Raw genomic sequence first — 25,214 nt, forward strand, 5'->3', positions numbered from 1 at the left:
GGGCATGCCTTTTAACTATTCTATACAGCTCGATCCCAAAAACGATGATTAGTAATTGCATTGGTGAAACTTTCCACAAAGCTATTTCCCGTCTCTTTTGTTATTACACCGGCCTGTCCTGTAAAGCCTAGCTCATCGAGCAATTGATCTCCATGAAATGTGGCCGCAATAGGCTTGAAATGAGCATATGCTTCTTTCACAAAGTATGCGGCTTCTTTTTGGTACGTCGGTGTTGTACCTTGTGGACTTACAACATACACTGCATCAAATAATACGGAATCTGCAGTGGAGAAAGTATGGTCGACTTCCAATAAAGTTCCATCTGCTCCTTTAATAGTACCTTGATGATCACTTACTATCTCTATCAGCGTCCCTTTAGCTTTTAACGCCTCAAAAATAGCCATCAATTCTCCATCAAAACCTTCCGAAACTAGTACAGCAATTTTGCGTGTATCTGGTTTCTTAACTGAATTCAATTGACTTAACGCTGGAGAGCTCTTGTTATAGTTAGGAAGAGTAGTCGCTTGTACAGTCAATCCTAAATTTTTTGCAACTTGGCTTGCCAAGTCTACATCCACATTTACAAGCATTTCTACGACTCGCTCTCGAATGGTCTTTTCTTTACACTTACCAAGCTCGAAACTAAATGCATTTATAATGTGAAGCTTTTCCGGTTCACTCATACTGTTCCAGAACATCGATGCTTGGGAGAAATGATCCTTAAAGCTTTCGCTTCGAGCACGAATTTTGTGCCCATCTACTTTTTCCTGATAATGTGCGTAACCACCTTCTTCCTCGCTAACCGGAGTTGGTGTATTACCTGCAAGTGAGTTTTTATGGTAGCTGACTTGTCCAACATTTATCGTTTGTCTGCCGTATCCATCTCGTTGATTATTATGGAAAGGGCAAACTGGTCGGTTGATCGGGAGCTCGTGGAAGTTCGGACCTCCGAGTCGTATCAATTGCGTATCTGTATAAGAGAATAATCTTCCTTGTAGTAGTGGATCATTTGTAAAATCAATACCTGGCACTACATTTCCAGGATGGAATGCCACTTGTTCCGTTTCAGCAAAAACATTATCCACATTGCGATTCAAAGTCATTTTTCCAATAATTTTTACTGGTACTTCTTCCTCCGGCCATAGTTTCGTAGGATCTAAAATATCAAAGTCAAATTTAAATTCATCTTTTTCCTCTATTATTTGAACGCCTAATTCAAACTCCGGATAATTCCCACCTTCTATTGCATCGTACAAATCCTGTCTATGAAAATCTGGGTTTTTACCATTTAGCTTTTGTGCTTCATCCCACACGACGGAATGTACTCCCAAAACTGGTTTCCAATGAAATTTTACAAAATGAGCGATACCTTGGGCATTGATGAATCGGAAAGTATGGACACCAAATCCTTCCATCATTCGAAAGCTTCTTGGGATTGCTCGGTCAGACATCGTCCACATGACCATATGAGCAGTTTCTTGATTGTTAGCTACGAAGTCCCAAAATGTATCGTGTGCGGTTGCTGCTTGTGGAATTTCATTATGTGGCTCCGGCTTAACTACATGAATTAAGTCTGGAAACTTGATTGCATCTTGAATGAAAAACACGGGTATATTATTTCCTACTAAGTCGTAGTTACCCTCTTCTGTGTAAAACTTCGTAGCGAATCCTCGTGCATCACGCGCTAGTTCACCAGATCCACGAGAACCTGCAACTGTTGAAAACCTTACAAAAACGGGTGTTTTCATACCAGGGGTTTGTAAGAATTTCGCTTTTGTATAGGCTTGCATGGATTCATACAATTTAAATTCACCATGTGCCCCATATCCTCTTGCATGTACAACTCGCTCAGGAATTCGTTCATGATCAAAATGCGTCATTTTCTCACGGAAATGAAAATCTTCTAAGAGAGTAGGACCTCGTTCACCGATTTTTAAAGAGAATTCATCCTCTGAAACTTTTAGTCCCTGATTCGTAGTCATTGCTTTGTCTTTATCATCCACACGAAACTGTTCTAATTGTTCATCTTTGCTGTTGTTATTCACTTTATTATCCAAACTTGTTCCTCCTCCATCTATTATGCTTTCCATTACTTCTAGTACCCTATTTATCTATAAAAAAACTTTTTAGGGGCAATAAATTAATCATATTAATTTAGTAGGTTTTGTCATTGACTTCATTACATTAAAGTAGTAAGATAATTTCAATAATAGACCTTGGCAATTTTTTATTTATCATTATATCCTACTATTCCAATATATTTTATTTGATCGATTTGAAGGAGACGAATACTTGTGCGTAATTTATTTATCAAAAACGAAAAACAACAAGAATGGCTCAGTAATTTGGCAAGATTAGAAGAAAATTTTAAAGGTAAATCTGCTGAAATTGATGAGCTTTCCATATTCCCGAAAGAAAATGTAGAAGATTTAGTGAAGCTTGGTTATACGAGCACTACATTATCTAAAGAATATGGCGGCGAAGGACTTTCTGTTTATGATATGGTGCTTCTACAAGAGACATTAGCAAGCTATGATGCAAACACTGCATTATCGGTTGGTTGGAGCTTAGGTGTAGTCGGTGACCTTTTTGAAAAAAAGCTTTGGACAAAAGAAAAATTAGATTTCTTTTCAAAGGAAATTTTGAATGGCGCACTTGTAAACCGTTCCGTAAGTGAAGCACAAACTGGAAGCCCAACACGTGGAGGACGCCCAGGGACAACTGCCGTTAAAAATGGAGATACTTGGGTACTAAATGGACGAAAAATTTTCACAACAGCCTCTCCCGTACTTACATATTTTTTAACCTCTGCATGGATCGAAGAACAAGAAAAAGTTGGATTTTTTCTTATTCACCGTGACACAGAAGGAGTTTCCATAGAAGAAACGTGGGATGTTGTTTCTATGCGTGGCACAAGTAGTAATGATTTAGTACTGACAAATGCTGTCGTGCACGAAACTGATTTAGTGGAGCTTCCTGAGTTAGTAAGCGGCGGAAAAGTTAACGGATGGTTACTCCATATTCCTGCTACTTATTTAGGTGTAGCACAAGCAGCTCGAGATTATGCCGTTCGCTTTGCTAACACACATTCTCCTAATAGTTTGAATGGACCAATCGCACAATTACCAAATGTGCAACAGTTAATTGGGGAAATTGATTTGGAGCTTACAAAAGCACGATTCGTTATTTATGGTGCTGCAGCTGCTTATGACAATGAAACAATCAGAGATTCACTGTCAAATGAAATTAGTGTCGCTAAACATGTCATAACAAATTCAGCTATTACAATCGTCGATAAAGCAATGCGCTTAGTCGGAGCTAAAAGTTTACAACGAACAAATCCATTACAACGTTACTACCGAGACGTTCGAGCTGGGCTACACAACCCACCAATGGATGATATGACTATAAAAAAATTAGCACAATCTGCACTGGAAGAAGATAAAAAAAGAAATCTAGTGAAACAATAGGAGGAACAAACACGATGAAAATGAAAAGGTATTTGCAATTGGCAGCAGTAGGTTTAGCTTCTGTAACGATTTTAGCAGCATGTGGTTCAAATGACACTTCTACTCCTAGTGAGAATGGAGATGCACGTAAAGTAAAAGTAGCATACGATCAAGCTTCTAAACCAATTTCTTGGTTGGACGATAAAGGAAATCCAACAGGTTATGATGTAGAAGTGATGAAATTAGTTGATGAGTTATTACCTGAATATGAGTTTGAATACGTAGGAACGACAAGCGACGATTTATTAATAGGAGTCGAACAAGGTAAATATCAAGCTGGGGTAAAAAATGCGTTTTGGACAGAAGAGCGTACAGCAAAATTCATCTTTCCACAAGAATTCCTTGGATTAAGTAGCACAGGTCTTCTGTTGAAAAAAGAAAATGAAAACATCAAGACATTAGAAGATTTTGCTTCTGCCGGATTATCTCTTGCGCCTATTGCAGCAAACAATGCACAATACACAATTATTGATGAGTACAATAAAGCAAATCCAGATAACCCAGTAAAACTACAAGCTGGAGATACATTCTCTGTAGACGTTGTACAATGGGTAAACGAGGGCCGCGTAGATGGCGGTATTACACTTGAAGGCGTATTCAAAAAACAAGTACTCGCAGAGGATGGACCATATTACAACTTAAAAGATGAAGTGGTCTACAATGAATTTGCAGTAATTAAAACATGGCCATTATTTAACAAAAAAGAGCAAGAATTTGCAGATGCATATGATAAAGCTATTAAACAATTAAAAGAAGAAAAGAAAACAAACGAGCTTAGCACAGAATTTTATGGCCGTGACTTATTTGAAGTTTTAGATAACGTTAATCGATAATCAGTGAATTCCTATTAGAAGGGCTGCCTATGCGTGGGATACGCCGGTAGCCTTTCATCATTTTTAGAAAGGGGAATAATCTTCAATATGGAAAAGTATTTTGATGCATCCTACATATGGAGTTCACTTCCAGCACTGCTTCCATTTTTAAAAGTTACCTTCTTAGTTGCAGGTCTTTCCATCGTTTTTGGTACATTTTTCGGTTTAATACTAGCAGTGATGAAGCTCGGAAAAAATCAACTAGCAAGGAAGCTTGCAAACTTCTATACAACGATTTTAAGATGTACGCCTTCCATCGTCCTATTATTTTTAGTTTACTATGGCGTTCCAGCGCTTGCCGATAACTTTGGTCTCTATTTACATGATATTAATACAGCGGTATTCGTTATTATCACGTTTACTCTACAATTTGCTGCCATCATGTCGGAAGTTATTCGCTCGGCTTATGAGTCCATCGAAAAAGGACAATTTGAAGCAGCGGTTAGCGTTGGCTTAAGTCCCTTCCAAGCATACAGACGCATTATTTTCCCGCAAGCACTTGTTGTTGCACTTCCTAACTTTGGAAATGGCATGATTGCCCTACTACAAGAAGGCTCACTTGCATACACAATTGGTTTAATCGATGTCGTTGGGAAAGCAAATTTAATTATTGCAGCAAATTATAATTCACACGCTCTTGAAATATTTATCTCACTGGCAATCATTTATTGGATTTTGTCTCTCTTAATTGAAAAAGCTTTTAGAATTCTAGAAAAGATGTTTAGCAAAGGCAAGCAAACGATTAAAACAATGTAAGGAGTGTGAAAAATGTCGGAAGGTTTAAATTATAAATTTCTAGTAGATACATTTTTTATTGCATTATCCGGTGTGCCAATCACTCTATTCGTCACTGCTGTAGCTTTGCTTGTCGCATTGCCGTTAGGGTTTTTATTGGCGCTAACCCGAATTAACCAAATTCCTATTTTAAACAGATTTTCACAAGTATACGTTTCTTTTGTCAGAGGTACGCCGATCATTATTCAAATTTTCATCGTTTATGCGAGTGTTCCGTTAATCTTAACTGCCTTTGTGGAAAAATATAATTGGAATATCCAAATATATGAAATCAATCCAATTTGGTATGCGTTTATCGTCTTTTCCTTTAGTACGACCGCTATTTTAATCGAAGTATTTCGCTCTGCGCTAAGCACAGTGAATAAAGGTCAGCTGGAGGCAGCACAGGCTGTTGGGTTGACTAATTTTCAAGCATATCGTCGTATTGTGATTCCACAAGCAATGGTCGTAGCATTACCAAATATTTGTACAGCAACAGTGAACTTGATAAAAGCAACATCATTAGGCTACGCCATGTCTCTACAGGAAATCACATTAAAAGCGAAAGTTGCTGCAAATGTTGGATATAACTATGTGGAAGCATATCTTGATATTTTCCTTGTCTATATTATCTTGTGCAGCTTAGTAGAGTTTGGATTTAAATTATATGAAAAACGACTACGAAAATATAAATACGTTAGTGCTTAATAAGGAGGTTCCAATATGTTAGAAATTAAAGACATCCATAAGTCATTCGGAAAAAATGAAATACTAAAAGGCGTTGACTTAACGATTGATAAAGGTGATGTAGTAGTCATTCTCGGTCCAAGTGGCTCCGGAAAAACGACTTTACTGCGCTGCATTAACTTCTTAGAAAAAGCAGATAGCGGAAAAGCATCTTTTGGCGAACTAAAAGTAGATTTACATAGCGCCTCCAAAAAAGATATTCAAGCCATCCGTCAAAAGACAGCCTTTGTATTTCAAAGTTATAATTTATTTAACAATAAAACAGCTCTAGAAAATGTAACAGAAGGCTTAATCATCGGACGTAAAATACCTAAAGCAGAAGCAAATGAAATCGGTAAAAAGGCACTAGATAAAGTAGGTCTATCTGATAAATATGATTCCTATCCTAGTCAGCTATCGGGTGGACAGCAACAACGCGTTGGCATTGCACGTGCGGTTGCACTTAACCCAGATATTATTTTGTTTGATGAACCAACTTCAGCGCTTGACCCCGAGTTAGTAGGAGAAGTATTAACGGTTATGAAAAATATTGCTAACGAAGGTACTACGATGCTTGTCGTCACGCACGAAATGTCCTTTGCAAAAGATGTCGCAAAACGTGTGATCTTCATGGATGGTGGGGTTGTTGTAGAAGAAGGAACACCTCATGAAATATTCGTTAGTCCGAAAGAAGAGCGCACAAAGAAATTTTTGAAGCGTGTATTACCGGAGGATTATACTTTCTATATTTAGGAGGATTTATATGAGACAATGGACTAAAAAGGATCGGTTTAATGCAATTCTTTCAGGAGAGCAAGCGGATCGACCAATCGTTATTGGCTGGCGGCATTTTATCGAAGTGGAAAACCGGCCTTTAATGTCCGCTAAAGCACAGGTCGCTTTTACGAATAAATTCGATTGGGACATTGTCAAATTTACTCCTCGGGCAACATATTATAGTGAAGTCTGGGGAAACGAATACGACTATAACGATTATGAAGCAATTGTTCCAAGGATGATAAAACCAGCTGTACAGTCTGTAGAAGATTTGTGGAAAATCGATGAGCGGAATGGTTCTGCTGTTCCATTAGCCGAACAAATAGAGGCAATACGAAGTATTAAAGAGCTTGAGCCGGAGCGCCCTATTGTGCAAACCGTTTTTTCTCCCCTTTCCGTGCTCCTTTTTTTGTCTGGACATCTTCCTTTTGCAAATGGTTCTTTATATGGTAGTTCAAATCCGATCCCGATAAAAGAGTTATTAAGCGGGGAAGGTATACATCATGCATTACGTGCTATTTCATTGACCCTTGCAGACTATGTTAAGGAACTTGGACGAGCTGGTGCTGATGGGATTTTCTATTCTACAATGGGGACTGCCCATCCAGCTATATTAGATGATGATGCCTTTATCGAATTTTCTCAGCAATATGACACAATCGTTTTGGAAGCGAATGAAACAAAGAAAACGATTCTCCATACTTGTGGAGCAAATTCACAACCAAATAGATTTCTCCATTACCCAATTCATGGGATAAGCTGGGATACAGAAGCCACGGGTAACCCTGACTTATCAGCTTCATTCAATAAAGTAAAAGTTTGTGGAGTGAATCAACAACTATTTGCAGAGAATAATATACAAGAAATAGAAAAGCAAGCCAAAAACGCTTTAGCCCTCATGAAAAACAAACCGTTTATCTTAGCACCAAATTGCTCTATTCCAAATAACGCAACAGATGAAGCACTAAAAGCATTTCGAAGTAGTTTACAAGATTAAACTAAAAACCGGATGAAGATTCACTCTCTTCAACCGGTTTAATTTAAGTTTATGCGCAAATGACAACCCTTTTTCAGCATAGGCTCATTGGAGTCAGGTCAAGCCGTCCTCCCCCTCTTCTTTCAAGGTTACCCCATAATATTATAGCCAGAGTCCACGTAAACGATTTCTCCAGTTACACCTCTAGATAAATTGCCTAGAAGCCCAACTGTCATATCGCCAACTTCATCTGCTGTTACATTTCGTTTTAATGGCGCAGTTTCTTCAATTTTATGCAAAATAGTATTGAATGAAGAAATTCCTTTCGCAGCCAATGTACGCACTGCTCCCGCCGATACTGCATTCACACGAATATTATGTTTCCCTAGATCAAGTGCCAAATATTTAACAGAAGCCTCTAATGATGCTTTCGCAATTCCCATTACGTTATAGCCTTCTAATACGCGTTCTGCTCCTAAATATGTCATCGTCACAATAGAGCCGCCTTCTGTCATAAATGGTGTTGCTTCACGAGCTGCTGCAATTAGTGAATAAGCACTTGTATCTTGTGCAAATGCATAACCATCTCTAGTCGTTTGAAGGAAATCGTTTTTCAAGTCTTCCGCATGTGCAAATGCCACGGAATGGACTACCCCGTGAATTACCCCTACTTCGTTTCCGATTTTTTCAAAAGCTGCTTTAATGCTATCATCGCTATTAACATCACATTCTACGACTAACTTTGCTTCTAAGTTATTGTCTGTTAATGCTTTTTCAAGTTTTCCTAACGAACGTTCTTTACGATACGTGAAAATAACATTTGCCCCAACATCAAATAGAGACTTCGCTACTCCCCATGCAAGACTTCGTTCATTTGCTACTCCCATAACGACAATATTCTTATCTTTTAATTGAATTAAATCTTTCATATGAACCTCCATAGAATAAGTTTTATTTCACCTGTTATTAGTACTAGTTACTAAGTTTATCATACCATAATTATTTTTCTTGTACTATCTACTGCTTTATTTTGCTTAGAAATTCATTTGACAAATAATATTGTTTACCATAACGTGTAGTAGAAAATAATACATTTAACGTATTGAATAAAAACTAGCATGAGGTGTATATAAATGAGGAGAATACCAGTAATTATCGATTGTGATCCAGGAATAGATGACGTAATGGCGTTAACACTTGCTTTTGCACATCCAGAATTAGATATTAAACTAATCACAACTGAGCCAGGCAACCAAACACAAGAAAAAACAATCCACAATGCACTCACATTTACGAGTTACATGAAAAAAAATATAGAAATTGCTAGAGGCCTAGATAAACCGTTTTTCCGCAAACTTGAAATTGCGGATAAAGTGCATGGCGAAAATGGACTTGGGAATGTCCAGTTTCCAGAACCAACTCTTCAAGTAAGTAATCGCCCAGCAATTGAAGCCATGAAAGAAACACTGTTATCTAGTGATGAACAAATAATACTTATCGCAACTGGTCCCCTTACAAACGTCGGGGCCCTACTACTCGCGCATCCAGAGGTAAAGTCGAAAATTAAATATATCTCTTATATGGGCGGGGCTGCGGTTGGAGGAAATATGTCTCCTACTGCAGAATTTAACGTATATGTCGATCCACACGCAGCAGATATCGTGTTTCGTTCAGGCATACCTATTGTCATGAGCGGGCTGGATGTTACGCATAAAGCATATGTTACATTGGAAGAGATAAATGAAATTGAAGCAATAGGCTCTGACTTTGCTTCCAAAGTTAGTCAAATGCTTCGCTTTTACATACATTCAGCTAAGCAAACTGCATTTCACGCTCCTAATTTTGAAAACCAAATACATTTACATGATTTATGTGCAGTGTCTTATGTATTAACCCCTGAGCTGTTTGAAGGGGATGACTGCTACGTTGCAGTTGAATTAGAAGGTAAACTAACAGCTGGAACTACGGTTGTAGACTATGCACAACAAACTGGTCTTCCGCATAACGCGCAAGTATTACACACGATTAACAGAGAAAAGTTCGTGGAACAATTTTTTGATGCCGTAAAAAAAATGAGCGTTTAAATTGGTTGGTAACTAGCGAATTTTAGCTCAATGTAATCGAAAGGAATAGAACAAAACATGAACATCACAGTCGTAGGAAGTACCAATATAGACCTTGTTTATCTAGTTCCACATATCGTAACAGTTGGTGAAACATTGCATAGCACAAAACATGAGTTGTTTTTCGGCGGTAAAGGAGCAAATCAAGCAGTAACCGCTAGTCAAGTAGGAGCAAACGTCCACTTTATTGGTAATGTTGGGGCAGATGATTTTGGGGAACAAGTAAAACAAAATTTACAAGACAAAGGGGTAAATACTGCCGCAGTACAAAAAGTTGGTATAACAGGACAAGCAATTATTCAATTGGCAGATTCAGGTGAAAACTCGATTATTCTTTTTCCAGGAGCAAACTTTCTTGTCACAACCGATCAAATAGAAGCAAATAAAAATACAATTGCATCCAGCGATGCCCTTCTCTTACAATTAGAGATCCCAATGCCAGCAGTCGAAACAGCAGCAAATATTGCTACACAGAACGGTGTACAAATTATATTAAATCCAGCACCTGCTCAACCAATAAGTGATTCTTTACTAAGAAAAGTTTCCATATTAACACCTAACGAAACCGAATTAGCGATACTAACTGGTATGAAAACAGAAACTGAAGAAGATCTTTACCATGCTTGCAACTTCCTTCTCCAAAAAGGTGTAGGGGCTGTAGTAGTTACTTTAGGTGAAAAGGGATCCTATTATATGAATAATCAAGAACATGGTCTAGTCCAGGCAAATCCTGTGAACGTAAAAGATACTACTGGAGCTGGCGATGCATTTAATGGCGCTTTAGCAGTAGCTTTAGGTCATGGAAACTCTTTACGAGAAAGCATTTTATATGCATCGAAAGTAGCTGGATACGCTGTTACTCAATTGGGGGCACAACCAACTATTCCCTCATCTTTTCAAATAAATAAATAAATAAATAAATAAATATATAAAAGCCAACTATTTTCTCGAAATAGTTGGCTTTTCGTATTAGATTTTCTTTTTAGTATCTGCTTCGTTATCTTCTAATTTGAATTCTTCTGCTACATCATCCACTATATCTTTCGTAGAATTTTTGAATTCTTTTAAAGTTTGTCCAACTGCTCTACCTAATTGAGGTAATTTTTTTGGTCCAAAAACAATTAAAGCAATAATTAAAATAATAATTAAACCTGGTACGCCGATATTTGGCATAGTGTTTCCTCCTCATAATTATCTATAAATAAATCATGTGACATAAAAGTAATAGTTGTTATTGTTATTTTGATTGTTTTGTTTCCATTACATATTATACCCCTTTGTCGAAATTTGTAAATACATAGATGGGGTAAGTTATAAAATGATTATACACCTCCACTTATATCCTTTTTACAGTGTAAACTCTAGTGTTTTATTTTCAGAATTATAACATTTTTAAAATTCGACAAAAACATGACCAAAGTCTGAAAAATTGTAGTAGAATAGATAGAGTTGTTTTGTATTCCTACTTTATAATAATAAATAGCAATTAATAATATTTATTATTAAGATTAAGAGAGGTGAGTTCATTTGTCTCAATACAATTTAGAAGAACTTAAGATGTTAAATCAAGTTCTTTTCGCTTTATTTATCGTTGCAGATTTTGCCCTGTTTCTTTTTTTCCAACATAATGCATACGTATTCCCATGGTTTGCATTATTAGGAGCAGGTATTGGTCTAGGTATTATTGTTCTTTGCTGGACAGGTAAAAAATATACATATTTTATTGCTACTTTATTAGTTTTTACTGCGGTATTTTCAGTAATCTATAACTGGCAAGCTATTTTCCATTAAAAGCAAATGTTTACCTAGTTAAATTATTAACGGAACATTCTATTTATTTCACATTGGAGGTTTTATTATGTCAGATAAGAACAAAAATGAACCTATTCTAGAAAAACGCTCTTCTAGACGGACATTTATTAAAAATTCAGGATTAACAGTTGGTGGAGTTGTTATAGGGGGTGCATTAGGTAGTCTTTTGTCGAAAGAAGAAAAAACGACAACTACCGAAACGCATGTTCACTCAGAAGCAACTGCTTCGAATGCTAACGTTGCATTAATGTACTTTACACCTGAGCAACTAGCTGTTACTGTAGCGGCGGCGGAAAGAATTTTCCCAGCAGATGCGAACGGACCAGGTGCAAAAGATTTGTTGGTTGCTTATTATATCGACCATCAACTTGCTGGTACATGGGGACTTCGTTCAAACGAATATACGAAAGGTCCATTCTTCCCAGGTGAGCCAACACAAGGATACCAAGGTCGCTTAAACAGACAAGAAATCTTTAATATCGGTTTAAAAGGATTACAAGATCATAGTGTAAGCACGTATAATAAGAAATTTACTGAGTTAACGGAAGAAGAACAAGACGCTGTGTTAACTGATTTTGCGGATGATAAAGTTCCACTCAAAGGAACTACATCCAAAATATTCTTTGGTATTTTACGTGCAGGAACAATAGAAGGAGCCTATGCTGATCCATTGTACGGAGGAAACAATGGTATGGAAGGCTGGAAAATGAAAAACTTCCCAGGTCACCAAATGACTTTTTTAGATATCATCGACAAAGAATTTACTGTAATTGAACCACTTGCATTAAATTCACAGCATAAGCACTAATTCGTAATTTAAATGGAAAGAGTAATGAGGGGGAATTTTAAAATGGCAACAGTACTACCAAAAACAGACGTTGTAATTATCGGGGTTGGTTGGGGCGGAGGTATTATCGCTTCTGAACTAACGAAACAAGGCAAAAAAGTAGTTGGACTAGAAAGAGGTAAGGGAAGAAAACTGGAAGATTATTTCATGATGCATGATGAACTTCGATTTGGCATTCGCCATGGTATGATGCAAAACCTTTCAAAAGAAACGATTACATTCCGTAACAATGAAGGTATGCGCGCACTTCCAATGCGTGAATATGGATCGTTTTTACTAGGTGTTGGTCTTGGTGGTTCAGGAACACACTGGAATGGTCAAAACTTCCGTTTTCTTCCGTACGATTTTGAAATGCGCTCTAAAACAATTGAAAAATACGGTGAAGATAAAATCCCAGCAGATATGACAATTCAAGACTGGGGAATTACGTATGATGAAATCGAACCTTATTATGATATGTGGGAAAAAATGGCTGGGATTTCAGGTGAAGACAATCCATTAGGTGGGCCCCGTTCAAATCCATATCCAACGGGTCCACAGAAAAAAACAGTAGCAATGGAGTTATTTACAGAAGCAACAAAAAACTTAGGTTATCACCCATATGTACAACCATCTGCGAATCTTTCTGAAAACTATACAAATCCAGATGGCATCTCTCGTGTAGCTTGTCAATATTGTGGATTCTGTGAACGTTTCGGATGTGAATATGGTGCAAAAGCCGATCCGCTCGTAACAGTACTTCCAGTAGCAAATGAAACAGGGAATTTCGAAGTGCGAACAAATGCTGAAGTGCGCCGTATTCTTTACGATGGAACAAAAGCTACGGGTGTATTATATATTGACCTAGAAACAGGAGAAGAGTTCGAACAGCCAGCAGACGTTGTTGTATCAACAGGTTATGTATTTACAAATGTTCGTCTACTATTATTATCTGGAATCGGTAGACCATACGATCCAACTACAGGTAAAGGTGTAATCGGTAAAAACTATGCATACCAAATCCGTAAAGGAGCAGCTACAGGTTACTTTGATAATAAAAAATTCAATAACTTCGCAGGTTCTGGTGGGTTAGGTATGATTATCGATGATTTCAACGGGGATAACTTCGATCACTCTGATTTAGACTTTATCCACGGCGGGATGATCATCCTTGGACAAACAGGTTTACGTCCGATTGCGAATAACTCAGTTCCATCTGGTACGCCTTCTTGGGGAGCAGAATTTAAAGATGCATCTATCAAATATTCAAATGCTTATCTATCTGTTAAGGGTGAAGGTGCATCAATGGCATATAGACAACACTTTATCGACCTTGACCCTACGTATACGGATGATTTCGGTGACCCATTAGCACGAATCACATTTGACTTCGAAGAACAAGACCGTCAATTGACGAAGTTTATGGCTGAGAAGTGTGGAGCAATCCTTAAAGAAATGGGTGCGGATCATGTTGATATAAGTGGAGATCTTGGGCCTTACAATGTGGCTGAATATCAATCCACTCATAATACTGGTGGTGTAATAATGGGCGCTGATCCTGAGACATCTGCAGTCAACAACTACTCACAAATGTGGGATGTAGAAAACCTATTTGTTGTAGGGGCATCTTCTTTCCCACAAAATGCTGGATACAACCCAACAGGTACAGTAGGTGCATTATCTTACCGTGCAGCTGAAGGCATTCTTAAGTATTTGGAAAAAGGCGGATCACTTATTTAATTTAACTCAGCAAGAGGCGTAATTGATTAAAACAATAAACATCTTTTCATAGAATTAGCCAACAACTAAAAACTACTAGTTCTCTCACTTGAGAGTGCTAGTAGTTTTTTAAATTTATCCAAAATATGAATTCTTTATAAACTTTAATAACGAAATAGTCTAAATAGGTAGTATTTACATTCAACTTTTTCACAATCTATTTGTAACTTGTGATAAAATGAATGATAAAATTATTTTCTTACGCGAGGAGTGCTTTTAATTGAATATCGAACCATCTAGAAAAATGTCCATATTTGAACCTGCTATTTTCGGTGATTTAAAAGCGGCCGCCGCGGCAAAACAAGCAGCTGGTTATGAAATATATGATTTAAGTCTAGGTAGTCCGGATTTACCTCCGGATGAAAAAATAAGAAAGGTTCTATCTGAACAAAGTTTCTCAGCAACTTCATATGGCTACATGCTTAGTGGAACACAACGTTTTAACGAAGCGGTGGCGGATTATTATAAAAGACGGGTAAACGTTACACTAAATCCACAAACCGAAGTTTTGCAAACGATGGGGTCCCAAGAAGGACTTGTTCATCTTCCAATCGCATTTTGCAACGAGGATGATATTGTGTTAACAACTAATCCTGGATATGTTGCTTATGATGCTGGCATAAAACTAGCGGGAGCAGTTCCTTACTATATGAACTTAATAGAAGAGAACAACTTTTTACCCGATTTAGACGCAATTCCAGAAGAAATCGCCTATAAAGCGAAACTAATGATATTGAACCTTCCGGGAAATCCTGTTCCAGCAATGCCAGATGAGGCATTCTTTGAAAAAGCAGTGGCTTTTGCAAACAAATACAATGTCATTATTCTTCACGACGCTGCCTATTCCGAGTATTATTTTACTGGCGATGCGCCAAGTAGTTTCTTAACAACGCCTGGAGCAATGGAAGTCGGAATGGAGATTAATTCATTATCGAAAAGCTTTAGCTTAGCTGGAACTCGCATCGCTTATCTCGTTGGGAATGCGGAAATGATTAGTATTATGAAGCAATTGAAATCTAACTTAGACTTTGGTATTTTCGGCCCCATCCAAGAGGCAGGAATTACTGCATTAAATCATGCAGAGGAAATTACCGATCGATTACGCAAAACCTTTGCAGAACGTCACAAGGTATTGATGCAAGGTTTAGTAGATCTTGGTTGGACTGTAGCTCCTTCTAGTGGTGGTATGTTCGTATGGGCTAAATATCCGTATGACATGGATGATAAAGAATTTGCTTTTGAAGTTATTAAACAAACCGGAGTTGTAATGGTGCCTGGTACAGTTTTCGGATCAGCAGGTGCCGGTTACGTTCGAGTCGCACTTGTACAAGACGTTGCAACGTTAAAAAATGCTGTTTCGCAGTTGAAAAGTTTAAACCTGGAGACTTGCGCCACTGTATAATCTAAAAAAAGACCAAGGAAAGCAATACTTAGCTTTCACTTGGTCTTTCTTTTTCTTCAACAGGTCGTATAAGGGCAAACTTCTCCCACCTTCTACTTTTCCATCTAAAATACATAATAATCGCTCTTGTCCATTCGTCTGCAGTTATTGCTAACCAAATACCTGGAAGACCTAAATCCAAGACAAAAACTAAAAAGTAACCTAATGGCAAACTCATCATAACCATAGATAACGCACCCATAGCTACTGGAAATTTTGCATCTCCAGCTGCTCGCAATGAATTGATAATAACTATATTCATCGTACGACCAGTCTCCAGTAAAATGCTTAAGATTAATACAGATGCACCGATTTGAATAACTTGTTCGTTATTAGTAAATAGGCTCATCAGCGGAACTCGGAATATCATAACAATCGATACCATAACTAGCGTAAACAATAATGCCCATTTCACACTTGTCCAGACTGACTTATACGCCTCATCTTTTTCATTTGCACCTACTAATCTCCCGACAATGATCGCTGTCCCCATTCCAATTGCAATTGCAAACAAATATGTGAACATCGATATATTCACCGCATATTGCCTTGCTGCTAAGGACTCCGCTCCTAAATACGTTACATAATAAAGGAATACAATTTGGCATCCTTGATACAAAATCTGTTCAAAGGCAGATGGCAAACCGATTTGTAAAATCTTACTAATATACTCTTTGGAAATTGTGAAGTAATACCGTACTTTCACACGGTATTCCATTACTTGATACAACAACCAGAAGAAAACAAGTAATGCAACCAACCTACTTAGAACAGAAGAAATAGCTGCCCCCTGCACACCTAACTCTGGAAATCCAAATTTCCCAAAGATCAATAAATAGTTTCCTACTACATGTATGATATTCATCCCTAGTGATACTAGCATCGTCTGTTTCGTATAACCATGTACACGAATAACTGCAGCCAATGCATTGATCACCGCCTGAAGGAAAATGGCTCCACCGACAATGGACAAATATTGATGTGCATGAACAAGTACCTCTCCTTGCAAGTTCATCGCCGTCATCATACTTTTCGAAAATAGTAAAAACCCGATACTTAAAACAATTCCAACTCCTAAATTCAACGTTACCGCCAAACCAGAAATTTTGGAGGCTTCCAGAAATCGCTTTGAACCTAAATACTGAGAAACAACGATTGCTGCGCCATTACCTACTACTTCCAATATTAATATCGCAATATGAATGTACTGATTCGCCGCCCCGACGCCTGACACCGCATCATCTGATAGGCTACTTAACATAAATGTATCGGCAATCCCCATTAACATAAACAAAAACACTTCTAAAAAAATTGGCCAAGTTAAGTGAAATAGACTTAACTTTTCCCCTAGTTCTTTCTTTTTTCGAACTGCCATTTAAATTCCTTCTTTACCTGTTCATTTTTTCATAAGATGAATCTTACCATATACTACGAGTCTAGCGCCAGTTAAGATTTTGTAAGCGTTTCACTATAAACAATAAAGAGATACACTTCATTTTTAGAAGTGTATCTCTTTGGTCGCCATTTATGCATGTTTTAGCTCTAGTCTTTTCGCTACTAAAGATAATGCGTAATTCACAACAAAGTACATAAGTGAAATTATAAGGAAAATCGGAATTACATAACTTGGATGTTGAGCCTGAATAATTTTTGCATTATGCAGTAATTCCGGAAGCGCTATAACAACTGCAAGTGATGTATCTTTAAGTAGTGATATAAATTGACTAACAAGATTTGGTACCATTCTGCGGAGCGCTTGTGGCAAAATAATGAGTCTTAACGCTTGCACATAAGATAAACCTGATGATCGTGCAGCTTCCATTTGACCTTTGGGAATTGAATTTAATCCACCACGAACAATTTCCGCTAACATTGCGGACTCAAAAATAGTTAGCGCCACAATGGCTGAAACAGTAATACTTAAATTAATACCTAGTTCGGGAAGTGCAAAATATGTAAACAATATGATTAACAAAAGTGGCAAGTTCCTTACTAATTCTACGATTACTGCTAGTACTTTTGATAACAAAGGAATTTTAGCAAAACGCAAAGTTCCCACTAACCCACCAATAATAAAACTAAATACAATAGAAATAAACGCTACTTTCAAAGTTACATAAAAACCTTCCAATAAAAACAGTAAATTATCAGAAGTAAATGCGCCCGAAAAATCCATCATGACACCTCCTTAATAGCTTTTAGCAAGACGTTTTTCAAGGTATCCTACGCCCGTACTTAATGGAATTGTAAGTACTAGATAAAATAATGCAACAAATATGTATACATCAAATACTACATACGTTTTAGCAGAGATAAGATCAGCTTGATACATCAAATCTGTTCCTGCTATAAGCGCCAATATAGATGAATTTTTTACTAAGTTGATAAATTGATTGCCAATTGGAGGAATTACAATTTTAATGGCTTGCGGCAATATGATCATTCTCATTGTTTGAATATAGCTTAAGCCCGACGACCTGCCAGCCTCCATTTGTCCTTTTGGAACCGATAAAATACCAGATCGAATCGCTTCTGCAATGAATGCAGAGGTATAGATAGCTAATGCTATTGTTCCCGCTGTCAATCCGGAAAATTCTAAACCGAGAGCAGGAGTTCCAACGTAGAAGAAAAAGGCAATAACAACTAATGGAATATTACGGAAGAACTCTACATATGCGGTTCCAAACCATCGAAGTGGTAAAATCGAGGTAATTCTCATAACAGCAATAATGGCACCAATAAAAAAACTCGCTACTAGTGCAATTAAACTTGCAATAATAGTAACTTTAAACCCATCCAAAAACATATCAAAATAATTGACTAGAATAGAGAAATCTAACATCTCGCTCACCTCACTTAACATAATCAGGATGAACAATATTGCTCACCCTGAATGACGAAACATTTAGCTACTTACATATAATCTGTTATTTATTCAAACCAATTGTCATAAACTTTGTCAAATTCTCCATTTGAACGTAATGTCTCAAGCGATTGGTTAAGTGCATCTAGAAACTCAGTATTTCCTTTTTTAACAGCAATTCCATAAGGCTCATCTGTAAATGTTCCTCCAACTAATTCGAAAGAATCATCCTCAGAAGCCATCCCTAAAAGAATGGAGTTATCTGTTGTTAAAGCCTCACCTTTACCAGCTTTTAGTGCCGTAAATGCTTCCGCATAGTTTTCGAATTCTAAAACTGGTGCATCTGGAGCAGCTGCGCGGATATTATCCGTAGATGTAGATCCTTTTACAGCAAGTACCGTTGTATCTTTTGTTAAATCCTCAATACTTTGGACTGGACTTCCTTTTTTAACAAGTAGAGATTGACCTGCTTCAAAATAAACATCTGTAAAGTCCACTTCTTTTTTACGATCTTCTGTTATCGTCATCGTTGCAATGATTGCATCGATGTCGCCTTTGTTCAATAGTGGAATTCTTGTTTTGGAAGTTACTTCTACAAATTCTACTTTGGTTTCATCTCCAAGAATTTCTTTTGCTAACCGCTTTGCAACATCGATATCGAACCCTTCTACTTCACCTGAAGTTGGGTTTTTTAGACCAAATAATTTCGTATCATATTTTACCCCGAAGACAATTTTGTCTCGATCTTTGATTGTTGCTAGACCGTTATCTCCACTGGACTCTCCACTTGTTCCTTCATCACTTGAACCACAGGCAGCTAAAAACAATACCGCCATTAGTGCTATTACTACTAATCTAAACATTTTCTTTGTCTTAAACATTCCTACATCCCCTTTTAATTAATTAGTGATTTAAAATACGGCTGAGAAATACTTTCGCCCGCTCTTCCTTCGGGTTTTCGAAAAACTCTACCGGCATTTCCTCTTCTAAAATTCTCCCTTGATCCATAAAAACAATTCGATCCCCTACTTCTTTCGCAAATCCCATTTCATGTGTCACGACGACCATTGTCATTCCTTCTTTTGCGAGCGCTTTCATCACGTCTAATACTTCGCCAACCATTTCTGGATCAAGCGCGGATGTCGGCTCATCAAAAAGCATGATTTCAGGTTTCATCGCAAGTCCCCTAGCTATAGCTACACGCTGCTGTTGCCCTCCTGATAATTGGGAAGGAAAAGAAGAAGCTTTATCGGGAATCCCTACCTTTTCTAAGTAATACATCGCAGTTTTTTTTGCTTCTTCTGCTGATTGTTTTAGTACATTTATAGGGGCAAGTGTAATATTCTCCAGAACTGTTTTGTGAGGATATAAATTGAAGTGTTGGAAAACCATTCCGATGTTACGTCGAAGTTTATTAATATCCGTTTTCTTTTCGTTCACTTGAATATTCTTCACTTTTAGGACTCCATCTGAAGTTGTTTCAAGTCCGTTGATACATCTTAACAACGTACTTTTGCCAGATCCGGATGGTCCAATTACTACTACAACCTCTCCATCTTGAATTGTAAGATTAATATCTTTTAAAACATGAAAATCCCCATAAAACTTGTTAACTTGCTCAAAAGCAATCATGTTATTCTCCTTTCTAACCCATCAAACCTTTAAATAAATATTTACCCTTTTCTGAATAATAATATTATTATATATGTATCATATTGGAAAGTCTACCTATTTTAATATTAGCCTATTAATAATGTGCACTAGCCATTGTCGTCAATGTGTTTTTGCTCAAAAAAACTATCCTCATAAAGGATAGTTGGAGCAATTTAGGATTATTGTGCACTCAAGGTACCCTATAAAGTAACCGCTAAGATTTCCGCTCCAGGCGGACGCTTTCCTCTGTTGAGACAGAGGAAAGAAAGCTAAGTACGTCACATCGTGTGGCAACGCCTTCGTGACCAACATCCTCTTGGCCTCCGCTGGAGTTGCCACCTTGCGCTTCAATCAATGGAACTTGCTGACTAATCATTGCTGCGCGAAATCCAGTAAATGGTTGAGCGAGACAAAATACACTGTGAACGCGACAAACTAACCTTCGAACACGACAAAGCCCATCTCGAAAGTGACAAACTGACCGCTGAACACGACAAACTTTCTCCTAGCAAAAGCTACACTTGCCATGAGAGGGCATTTTCTAATTCGATTTTATAATCATTGTGCAATTGGCTCATTCATTGGACAATCTTCTCCATAAAAATAAAGCCGATACTTTGGCGTAGCGCGTCGGGTCTCATGACTGCGACTAGCGCTTGCGGTCACTATATAAGTAGTTGTTACGCATTATTCCTATATAAAAAGTAACATACCCTATGTTGTTGTTTGGAGAAAGATATCTATACACAATAGATCTTATATTCTCTCGAAAAATAAAAAAACGTTTGAATAGACCTTCTAATCAAACGTTAATAGGTACTATTTAGTTATTCTCATTAGTTATTCCTACATTCTTATAGATATATTCTTTCAAGTTTTCCACTGTAAATGCTATTTCGTAGATTAGAAGATTATCTTTCACATGAGCTAATTTGTTTCCATCAGTTGATTCCGACTGAATGTGTAGGATATTATCTATATACAGTACCCCTTCATTCGTTATGCGTTCTTTTTCGTCCTCTTTTGCACTATCAACTAAACCTTCCTCTTGAAGCTCTTCTACAGCTTTTACGTAATTTTCCTGTAAGCTATCCCTCAACACATGTTCCAATTCCATCATCGCTTGTTCAGATTCCTCTAAAAAATTATTAATATAATAGGCAAGTAATACTTGTTCTTTTATTGTTAATTTTCCCATTTGTTTTCCTCCTATTTATCGTTGTATAACTATTATTCCTTTTTACGCCCGTTTTCAAACTTCCACCACTTTATTTGCATCTGGTTTGATCAAGGTATAAATAATGCCACCAAAAATTAATAGAATACCGATAGATTGTAAAATGGAGGGACGAAAATCTAAAAGAATCGTATCTAGTAATATTGCAACCACTGGATCAACAAAAACTAAAGCCGATATGACAACAGTTGTTAGCTTTCGAAGGCTATCAAAAAATAAATAATAGACAAAACCCGTATGTATCAAGCCTGTACCTAATATGTAGAGCCAATTTGACCCACTTAAGCCGTTAAATAGATCAAGGTTTATGAATGGAAATAATATTAAAATCCCAATTGTCGTTTGTACAAACGTCATCGCATACGCGCTTAAACCATTTATTCCTTTCCCAAGTAACATCGTCAACGCATAGCACAGTGCTGACAACAAAGCCCATACAAAGCCCGAGCCCATGAAGTTTGTTAATGAAGTGAAATTTTGAATACCAATAATAAATATACTTCCAAGAAAACAAACGACAATGGCAAGTAAGGATGTAAGTGTCATCTTCTCTTTTAAGAACAAACTTCCTAATATTAAAACAAATATAGGAGCCAAATTATAAATAGAGATAGCTACCGTAATGGACATTTCTTCAAATGCTTTAAATAAAAACACCCAGTTTAACACTAGAAAGATACCACAAAAGAGGGTTTGAATCACTTCATGTTTCTTCCAAACCTCCACTTTGTGTTGTCCGGTAATGAACCAACAGAAGCCTAGAAAAAGCGTAGCACAAATACATCGTACAAAAACTAATTCTACTGCTGGTATACCAGTTTTTCCTGTAAAAAATCCAATTGAACCGAATATTGCCATTGATAGCGTCATCTTGAACATTGCCGCTCCGCTCATTAAGTGCACCCCTCCCCATCTAGTTATGATTTATCGATTTAATCCATCGGTAATAGCTGATGCTCCTGTGCTTTAAGTACTGCTTCCATTCTTGATTCTACGCCTAGTTTGGAGAAAATTTTCGTTAACTGATGCTCAACTGTTCGCTGACTCATTATTAAGTTTCTAGCTATGATTTTATTCGTATAGCCTTTTTCTATTTCTCTTAAAATTGCTTGCTCTTTTTCTGTTAAACGAATATTCACTAAAGGTGTTTCTTCCTCAGGTGCACAGGTAGGAACCTCGATTCTTTTAAGCTGACGGAGTAAGCATAATGGAAGAACGACCTCTTCTCTTAGTGCACATCGAATAGCTGTAATGATTTGATCCCCTGTCGCTGTTTTACTTAAAAAACCAGAAACTTTCGCTTCCATTAACAAATTGTAATGAATATCTATGTCAAAGCCAGTATAAATGAGAATGATGGACTCTGGATCTTTTTCTCTGATCATTTTCATCAGTTCTAAACCATTCAGTTCCGGCATATACAAATCGATTAAATATACATGGTAAGTCGTTTGCTCCAAGTGTTCCATAACCTCTAGACTGTTAGTCAGTACAGTAACATTCATATCTTTTTGTTGGTTTATAATAACCTTTGTTCCTTCACTAACAGACGGATGATCGTCCACAATTAGCACTTCGATCATTTCACATCATCTCCGTTTCCACTTCAATTCTGACTTTCGTCCCTTTTCCTTTAGATGAAGTTATTTCTATTTGACCATCGATACTTCTAATTCGTTCTTTTATCCCTACTAGTCCCATGGAGCTAAATGGATATTCTTCATTGGTTAGGTCAAACCCGACCCCATCGTCTTCATATTGTAAGACAATGGACTGATCCATTTGATAAAAATCGATGCTTACTTTTTTTGCGTTGGAATGTTTCATTGCATTATTAAGCAACTCTTGGAAAATCCGATAGAAAACAAGCTCTTCCTCCTTGCTTTGGTTAATATTCTCACCTATTGATACATAAAGAAGAAAGTTACAACGCAATTTAGTTTGGCGGATCAATCTATGTAAAGATTCCTTTAACCCTTGTTCACTTAGTAATGGAGGTCGGAGTTCCATACACGTTTCTCTAATGAGGTGCACATTATCTAGCATCTGTTCTTTCATCACGTTCAATTTATCTTTTATCGCTTGATCGTCAACCATTTTATACATACTATCCATTTCTCTTAACAGCTGCAATTGTTCTTGTAATATAGAATCATGCAAATCAGTGGATAAATTTGCTCGCTCTTTTTCTGAAAGTGCAAAAAATAATCTCGACAACCATTTCGGATACTCATTTGTTTCTTGCAATTTTAGTTCGTCGATTTGTTCCACTAATCCTTCTATAAGTCTCATATTTTCCACGACTACATTTGCAAAGTAAGCCATCATTTCAATCCATATTTTCTCATCATTTTTCAACTTCGTTCCTGTTTTTTTCTCATCACATAGAATAATTTTTTTAACATTAATGTCACTACCAACAACTACAGCAAAACCTCTTGAAAAAGTGAAAATATCTCCGATTGATTCATACTCCCAATCAACTGTTTCTAATTTTGATAGATCCATAAAAGTTTCTGATGATCTACAATAAACTTTCCAAGCCTTTGTAGATTCCTGCCGATGCATTTCTATAAAAGTTGCACTTTTTACATTCAACGTGTTTTCCATCTCTGTTAAAATCCGATCGATAACAATTTGTACTTTGTTTTCATCTTTCGTTTTTTGAAAAAAAGTGTACATATTCGTTTGTAAATTACCCTTAATTGAAAACATATACTTTCTATTTTTATAATCCATCCTTTCTTTCATATACAAAAAGAGGATGTTACCGACAAAAAGCATCGTAAATATCAAGAGGGCTTCTTTGTAGGATATACTTTCTCTCAAACACAAACCAATGATTCCAGAGATAATAATAGAGAATGGAAAAGCAAGAACAGTGTAGTACTTAAACCGAGTCAAGATATAGTCGATGTCGAATAGCTTCTCCGCTAATTGTAAATAGATAAAGCCAATTGGAATGAAAATTATAAACATAACGGCTATTTCGGCATTCATAATAGATTTAGAAAAAAGTACTGCCGGAATTGCATACAAAAATGTAAATGGACAAGAAGCTAAAACAAAGATGAATACAAGTAGCTTAACAGCTTGGCTACCAGGTTTGTCTTTATATTTAGAGTAATTTTTGATAAATAAAATGAGAATAAGAATTAGCAAGAAGCTATATATCCCTAATTCCAACATAAGATGAATACCTTTCCACTTTGGAACTAAATAAGTAACGATGTTTGCTATAAAAACAAATATTGGAAGACTGTATAAATTACGTATGTTAGATTGACTGATAAACGTAATTTGAAACCTTTCTAAGAAAATTCTTAAAAATTGAATATAAAGAACAAGACATCCTACAAGCGTTACTCCATTTACTATTCGAGCTACTATATCTCCACGACTTGAAGCACCTGCGCTCCCATAAGCTAAGGCAACACATAATAAAAACTGGATTAAAATGAACGCAGAAAGTTCTTCCTTTTGTTTCCTGTATATATAGATTGCAACGTATATAGTTAATAATAAATAGACGAGCGGAAAGAGTAAATGCGAGAAAAGCTGCTCATTTTCAGATACGTAAGAAACAGAGAAGGTTTTCTCTTCACCGTTTTTACCTATAAAAGTAAAATCTTCTGCTGTTCTAACTAGCTGTTTTTTTATAATTTGATCGTTCTGTTCCGGGCAATCACCATCTATCTTCAATAAAATATCGCCCGTCTCTATATCTTGGTTATATGCCCATCCGTTATCATATAGTTCATCGACTATCCAATTGCCGTTGTCATTTTTAACACTAAAAGCAACAAGTGGCGATTGCAATGTAATATAAGATGCATAAATCATGAA

Annotated in this window: 24 protein-coding genes; 12 read left to right on the top strand and 12 right to left on the bottom strand. The window is 36.9% G+C overall.

The window, feature by feature from the left end:
- Window positions 1–20: 20 nt before the first annotated feature.
- Entirely contained in the window at window positions 21–2,090 is a 2,070-nt protein-coding gene (locus tag BMZ04_RS14690) for a catalase (protein WP_093272474.1), read from the bottom strand.
- Between the two features lie 204 nt (window positions 2,091–2,294).
- Here BMZ04_RS14690 and BMZ04_RS14695 point away from each other — a divergent pair, with 204 nt between their 5' ends.
- From BMZ04_RS14695 to BMZ04_RS14720, 6 genes are all read left to right on the top strand, one after another.
- Window positions 2,295–3,470 (top strand): acyl-CoA dehydrogenase family protein, encoded by a 1,176-nt coding sequence (locus tag BMZ04_RS14695; RefSeq protein ID WP_093272478.1) that lies wholly within the window; start codon window positions 2,295–2,297, stop codon window positions 3,468–3,470.
- A 14-nt stretch (window positions 3,471–3,484) separates the two neighbouring features.
- Window positions 3,485–4,342, top strand: coding sequence for a transporter substrate-binding domain-containing protein (locus BMZ04_RS14700; protein ID WP_093272481.1), 858 nt, complete (start codon window positions 3,485–3,487; stop codon window positions 4,340–4,342).
- 87 nt (window positions 4,343–4,429) lie between these two features.
- Window positions 4,430–5,137, top strand: coding sequence for an amino acid ABC transporter permease (locus BMZ04_RS14705; RefSeq protein ID WP_093272486.1), 708 nt, complete (start codon window positions 4,430–4,432; stop codon window positions 5,135–5,137).
- Window positions 5,138–5,149: 12 nt separating this feature from the next.
- Complete coding sequence (locus BMZ04_RS14710) at window positions 5,150–5,863, top strand: amino acid ABC transporter permease (RefSeq protein ID WP_093272489.1); 714 nt, start codon at window positions 5,150–5,152, stop codon at window positions 5,861–5,863.
- A 15-nt stretch (window positions 5,864–5,878) separates the two neighbouring features.
- Window positions 5,879–6,634: an amino acid ABC transporter ATP-binding protein gene (locus BMZ04_RS14715; RefSeq protein ID WP_093272492.1), complete on the top strand. Its 756-nt coding sequence runs from the start codon at window positions 5,879–5,881 to the stop codon at window positions 6,632–6,634.
- A gap of 10 nt (window positions 6,635–6,644) precedes the next feature.
- A complete protein-coding gene (locus BMZ04_RS14720) occupies window positions 6,645–7,655 on the top strand; it encodes a uroporphyrinogen decarboxylase family protein (RefSeq protein WP_093272494.1) in 1,011 nt (336 codons plus the stop codon).
- A gap of 128 nt (window positions 7,656–7,783) precedes the next feature.
- On the opposite strand, the gene fabI is transcribed toward BMZ04_RS14720, so the two are convergent.
- On the bottom strand, window positions 7,784–8,563 hold the full coding sequence (fabI, locus tag BMZ04_RS14725) for an enoyl-ACP reductase FabI (protein WP_093272496.1): 780 nt from the start codon (window positions 8,561–8,563) through the stop codon (window positions 7,784–7,786).
- Window positions 8,564–8,767: 204 nt separating this feature from the next.
- On the opposite strand from fabI, the gene BMZ04_RS14730 reads away from it, so the two are divergent.
- Both BMZ04_RS14730 and rbsK read left to right on the top strand, forming a co-directional pair.
- Window positions 8,768–9,718 (top strand): nucleoside hydrolase, encoded by a 951-nt coding sequence (locus BMZ04_RS14730; protein ID WP_093272499.1) that lies wholly within the window; start codon window positions 8,768–8,770, stop codon window positions 9,716–9,718.
- Between the two features lie 57 nt (window positions 9,719–9,775).
- The gene (rbsK, locus tag BMZ04_RS14735) at window positions 9,776–10,669 is read left to right on the top strand and encodes a ribokinase (protein ID WP_093272501.1); all 894 of its coding nucleotides are present in this window, start codon (window positions 9,776–9,778) and stop codon (window positions 10,667–10,669) included.
- Window positions 10,670–10,726: 57 nt separating this feature from the next.
- Here the strand turns inward: rbsK and tatA are convergent, their stop codons facing one another.
- The gene (tatA, locus tag BMZ04_RS14740; protein WP_093272504.1) at window positions 10,727–10,930 is read right to left on the bottom strand and encodes a twin-arginine translocase TatA/TatE family subunit; all 204 of its coding nucleotides are present in this window, start codon (window positions 10,928–10,930) and stop codon (window positions 10,727–10,729) included.
- A 384-nt stretch (window positions 10,931–11,314) separates the two neighbouring features.
- Here tatA and BMZ04_RS14745 point away from each other — a divergent pair, with 384 nt between their 5' ends.
- From BMZ04_RS14745 to BMZ04_RS14760, 4 genes are all read left to right on the top strand, one after another.
- Window positions 11,315–11,548, top strand: a complete 234-nt coding sequence (locus BMZ04_RS14745; RefSeq protein WP_143128309.1) for a hypothetical protein — start codon at window positions 11,315–11,317, stop codon at window positions 11,546–11,548.
- Window positions 11,549–11,615: 67 nt separating this feature from the next.
- Window positions 11,616–12,377, top strand: coding sequence for a gluconate 2-dehydrogenase subunit 3 family protein (locus tag BMZ04_RS14750; protein WP_093272511.1), 762 nt, complete (start codon window positions 11,616–11,618; stop codon window positions 12,375–12,377).
- A 42-nt stretch (window positions 12,378–12,419) separates the two neighbouring features.
- Complete coding sequence (locus BMZ04_RS14755; RefSeq protein ID WP_093272515.1) at window positions 12,420–14,135, top strand: GMC family oxidoreductase; 1,716 nt, start codon at window positions 12,420–12,422, stop codon at window positions 14,133–14,135.
- A 259-nt stretch (window positions 14,136–14,394) separates the two neighbouring features.
- The gene (locus tag BMZ04_RS14760; protein ID WP_093272519.1) at window positions 14,395–15,576 is read left to right on the top strand and encodes an aminotransferase class I/II-fold pyridoxal phosphate-dependent enzyme; all 1,182 of its coding nucleotides are present in this window, start codon (window positions 14,395–14,397) and stop codon (window positions 15,574–15,576) included.
- A gap of 28 nt (window positions 15,577–15,604) precedes the next feature.
- On the opposite strand, the gene BMZ04_RS14765 is transcribed toward BMZ04_RS14760, so the two are convergent.
- The 9 genes from BMZ04_RS14765 to BMZ04_RS14805 form a co-directional block, all read right to left on the bottom strand.
- Window positions 15,605–16,990 carry an MATE family efflux transporter gene (locus BMZ04_RS14765; protein WP_093272521.1) on the bottom strand — a complete coding sequence of 462 codons (1,386 nt, stop codon included), beginning with the start codon at window positions 16,988–16,990 and terminating at the stop codon, window positions 15,605–15,607.
- A gap of 150 nt (window positions 16,991–17,140) precedes the next feature.
- Window positions 17,141–17,791, bottom strand: coding sequence for an amino acid ABC transporter permease (locus BMZ04_RS14770; protein WP_093272524.1), 651 nt, complete (start codon window positions 17,789–17,791; stop codon window positions 17,141–17,143).
- Between the two features lie 12 nt (window positions 17,792–17,803).
- The gene (locus tag BMZ04_RS14775; RefSeq protein ID WP_093272526.1) at window positions 17,804–18,457 is read right to left on the bottom strand and encodes an amino acid ABC transporter permease; all 654 of its coding nucleotides are present in this window, start codon (window positions 18,455–18,457) and stop codon (window positions 17,804–17,806) included.
- 89 nt (window positions 18,458–18,546) lie between these two features.
- On the bottom strand, window positions 18,547–19,359 hold the full coding sequence (locus BMZ04_RS14780; RefSeq protein ID WP_093272529.1) for a transporter substrate-binding domain-containing protein: 813 nt from the start codon (window positions 19,357–19,359) through the stop codon (window positions 18,547–18,549).
- A gap of 22 nt (window positions 19,360–19,381) precedes the next feature.
- Window positions 19,382–20,110: an amino acid ABC transporter ATP-binding protein gene (locus tag BMZ04_RS14785; RefSeq protein ID WP_093272531.1), complete on the bottom strand. Its 729-nt coding sequence runs from the start codon at window positions 20,108–20,110 to the stop codon at window positions 19,382–19,384.
- Window positions 20,111–20,954: 844 nt separating this feature from the next.
- Complete coding sequence (locus BMZ04_RS14790) at window positions 20,955–21,329, bottom strand: hypothetical protein (RefSeq protein ID WP_093272533.1); 375 nt, start codon at window positions 21,327–21,329, stop codon at window positions 20,955–20,957.
- Window positions 21,330–21,383: 54 nt separating this feature from the next.
- A complete protein-coding gene (locus tag BMZ04_RS14795) occupies window positions 21,384–22,262 on the bottom strand; it encodes a DMT family transporter (RefSeq protein ID WP_093272536.1) in 879 nt (292 codons plus the stop codon).
- Window positions 22,263–22,300: 38 nt separating this feature from the next.
- Entirely contained in the window at window positions 22,301–22,951 is a 651-nt protein-coding gene (locus BMZ04_RS14800) for a response regulator transcription factor (protein ID WP_093272539.1), read from the bottom strand.
- A 1-nt stretch (window position 22,952) separates the two neighbouring features.
- Window positions 22,953–25,211, bottom strand: a complete 2,259-nt coding sequence (locus BMZ04_RS14805) for a sensor histidine kinase (RefSeq protein ID WP_177184455.1) — start codon at window positions 25,209–25,211, stop codon at window positions 22,953–22,955.
- Between the last annotated feature and the right edge of the window lie 3 nt (window positions 25,212–25,214).

The sequence above is a fragment of the Psychrobacillus sp. OK032 genome, from assembly GCF_900111345.1.
Lineage (GTDB): Bacteria > Bacillota > Bacilli > Bacillales_A > Planococcaceae > Psychrobacillus.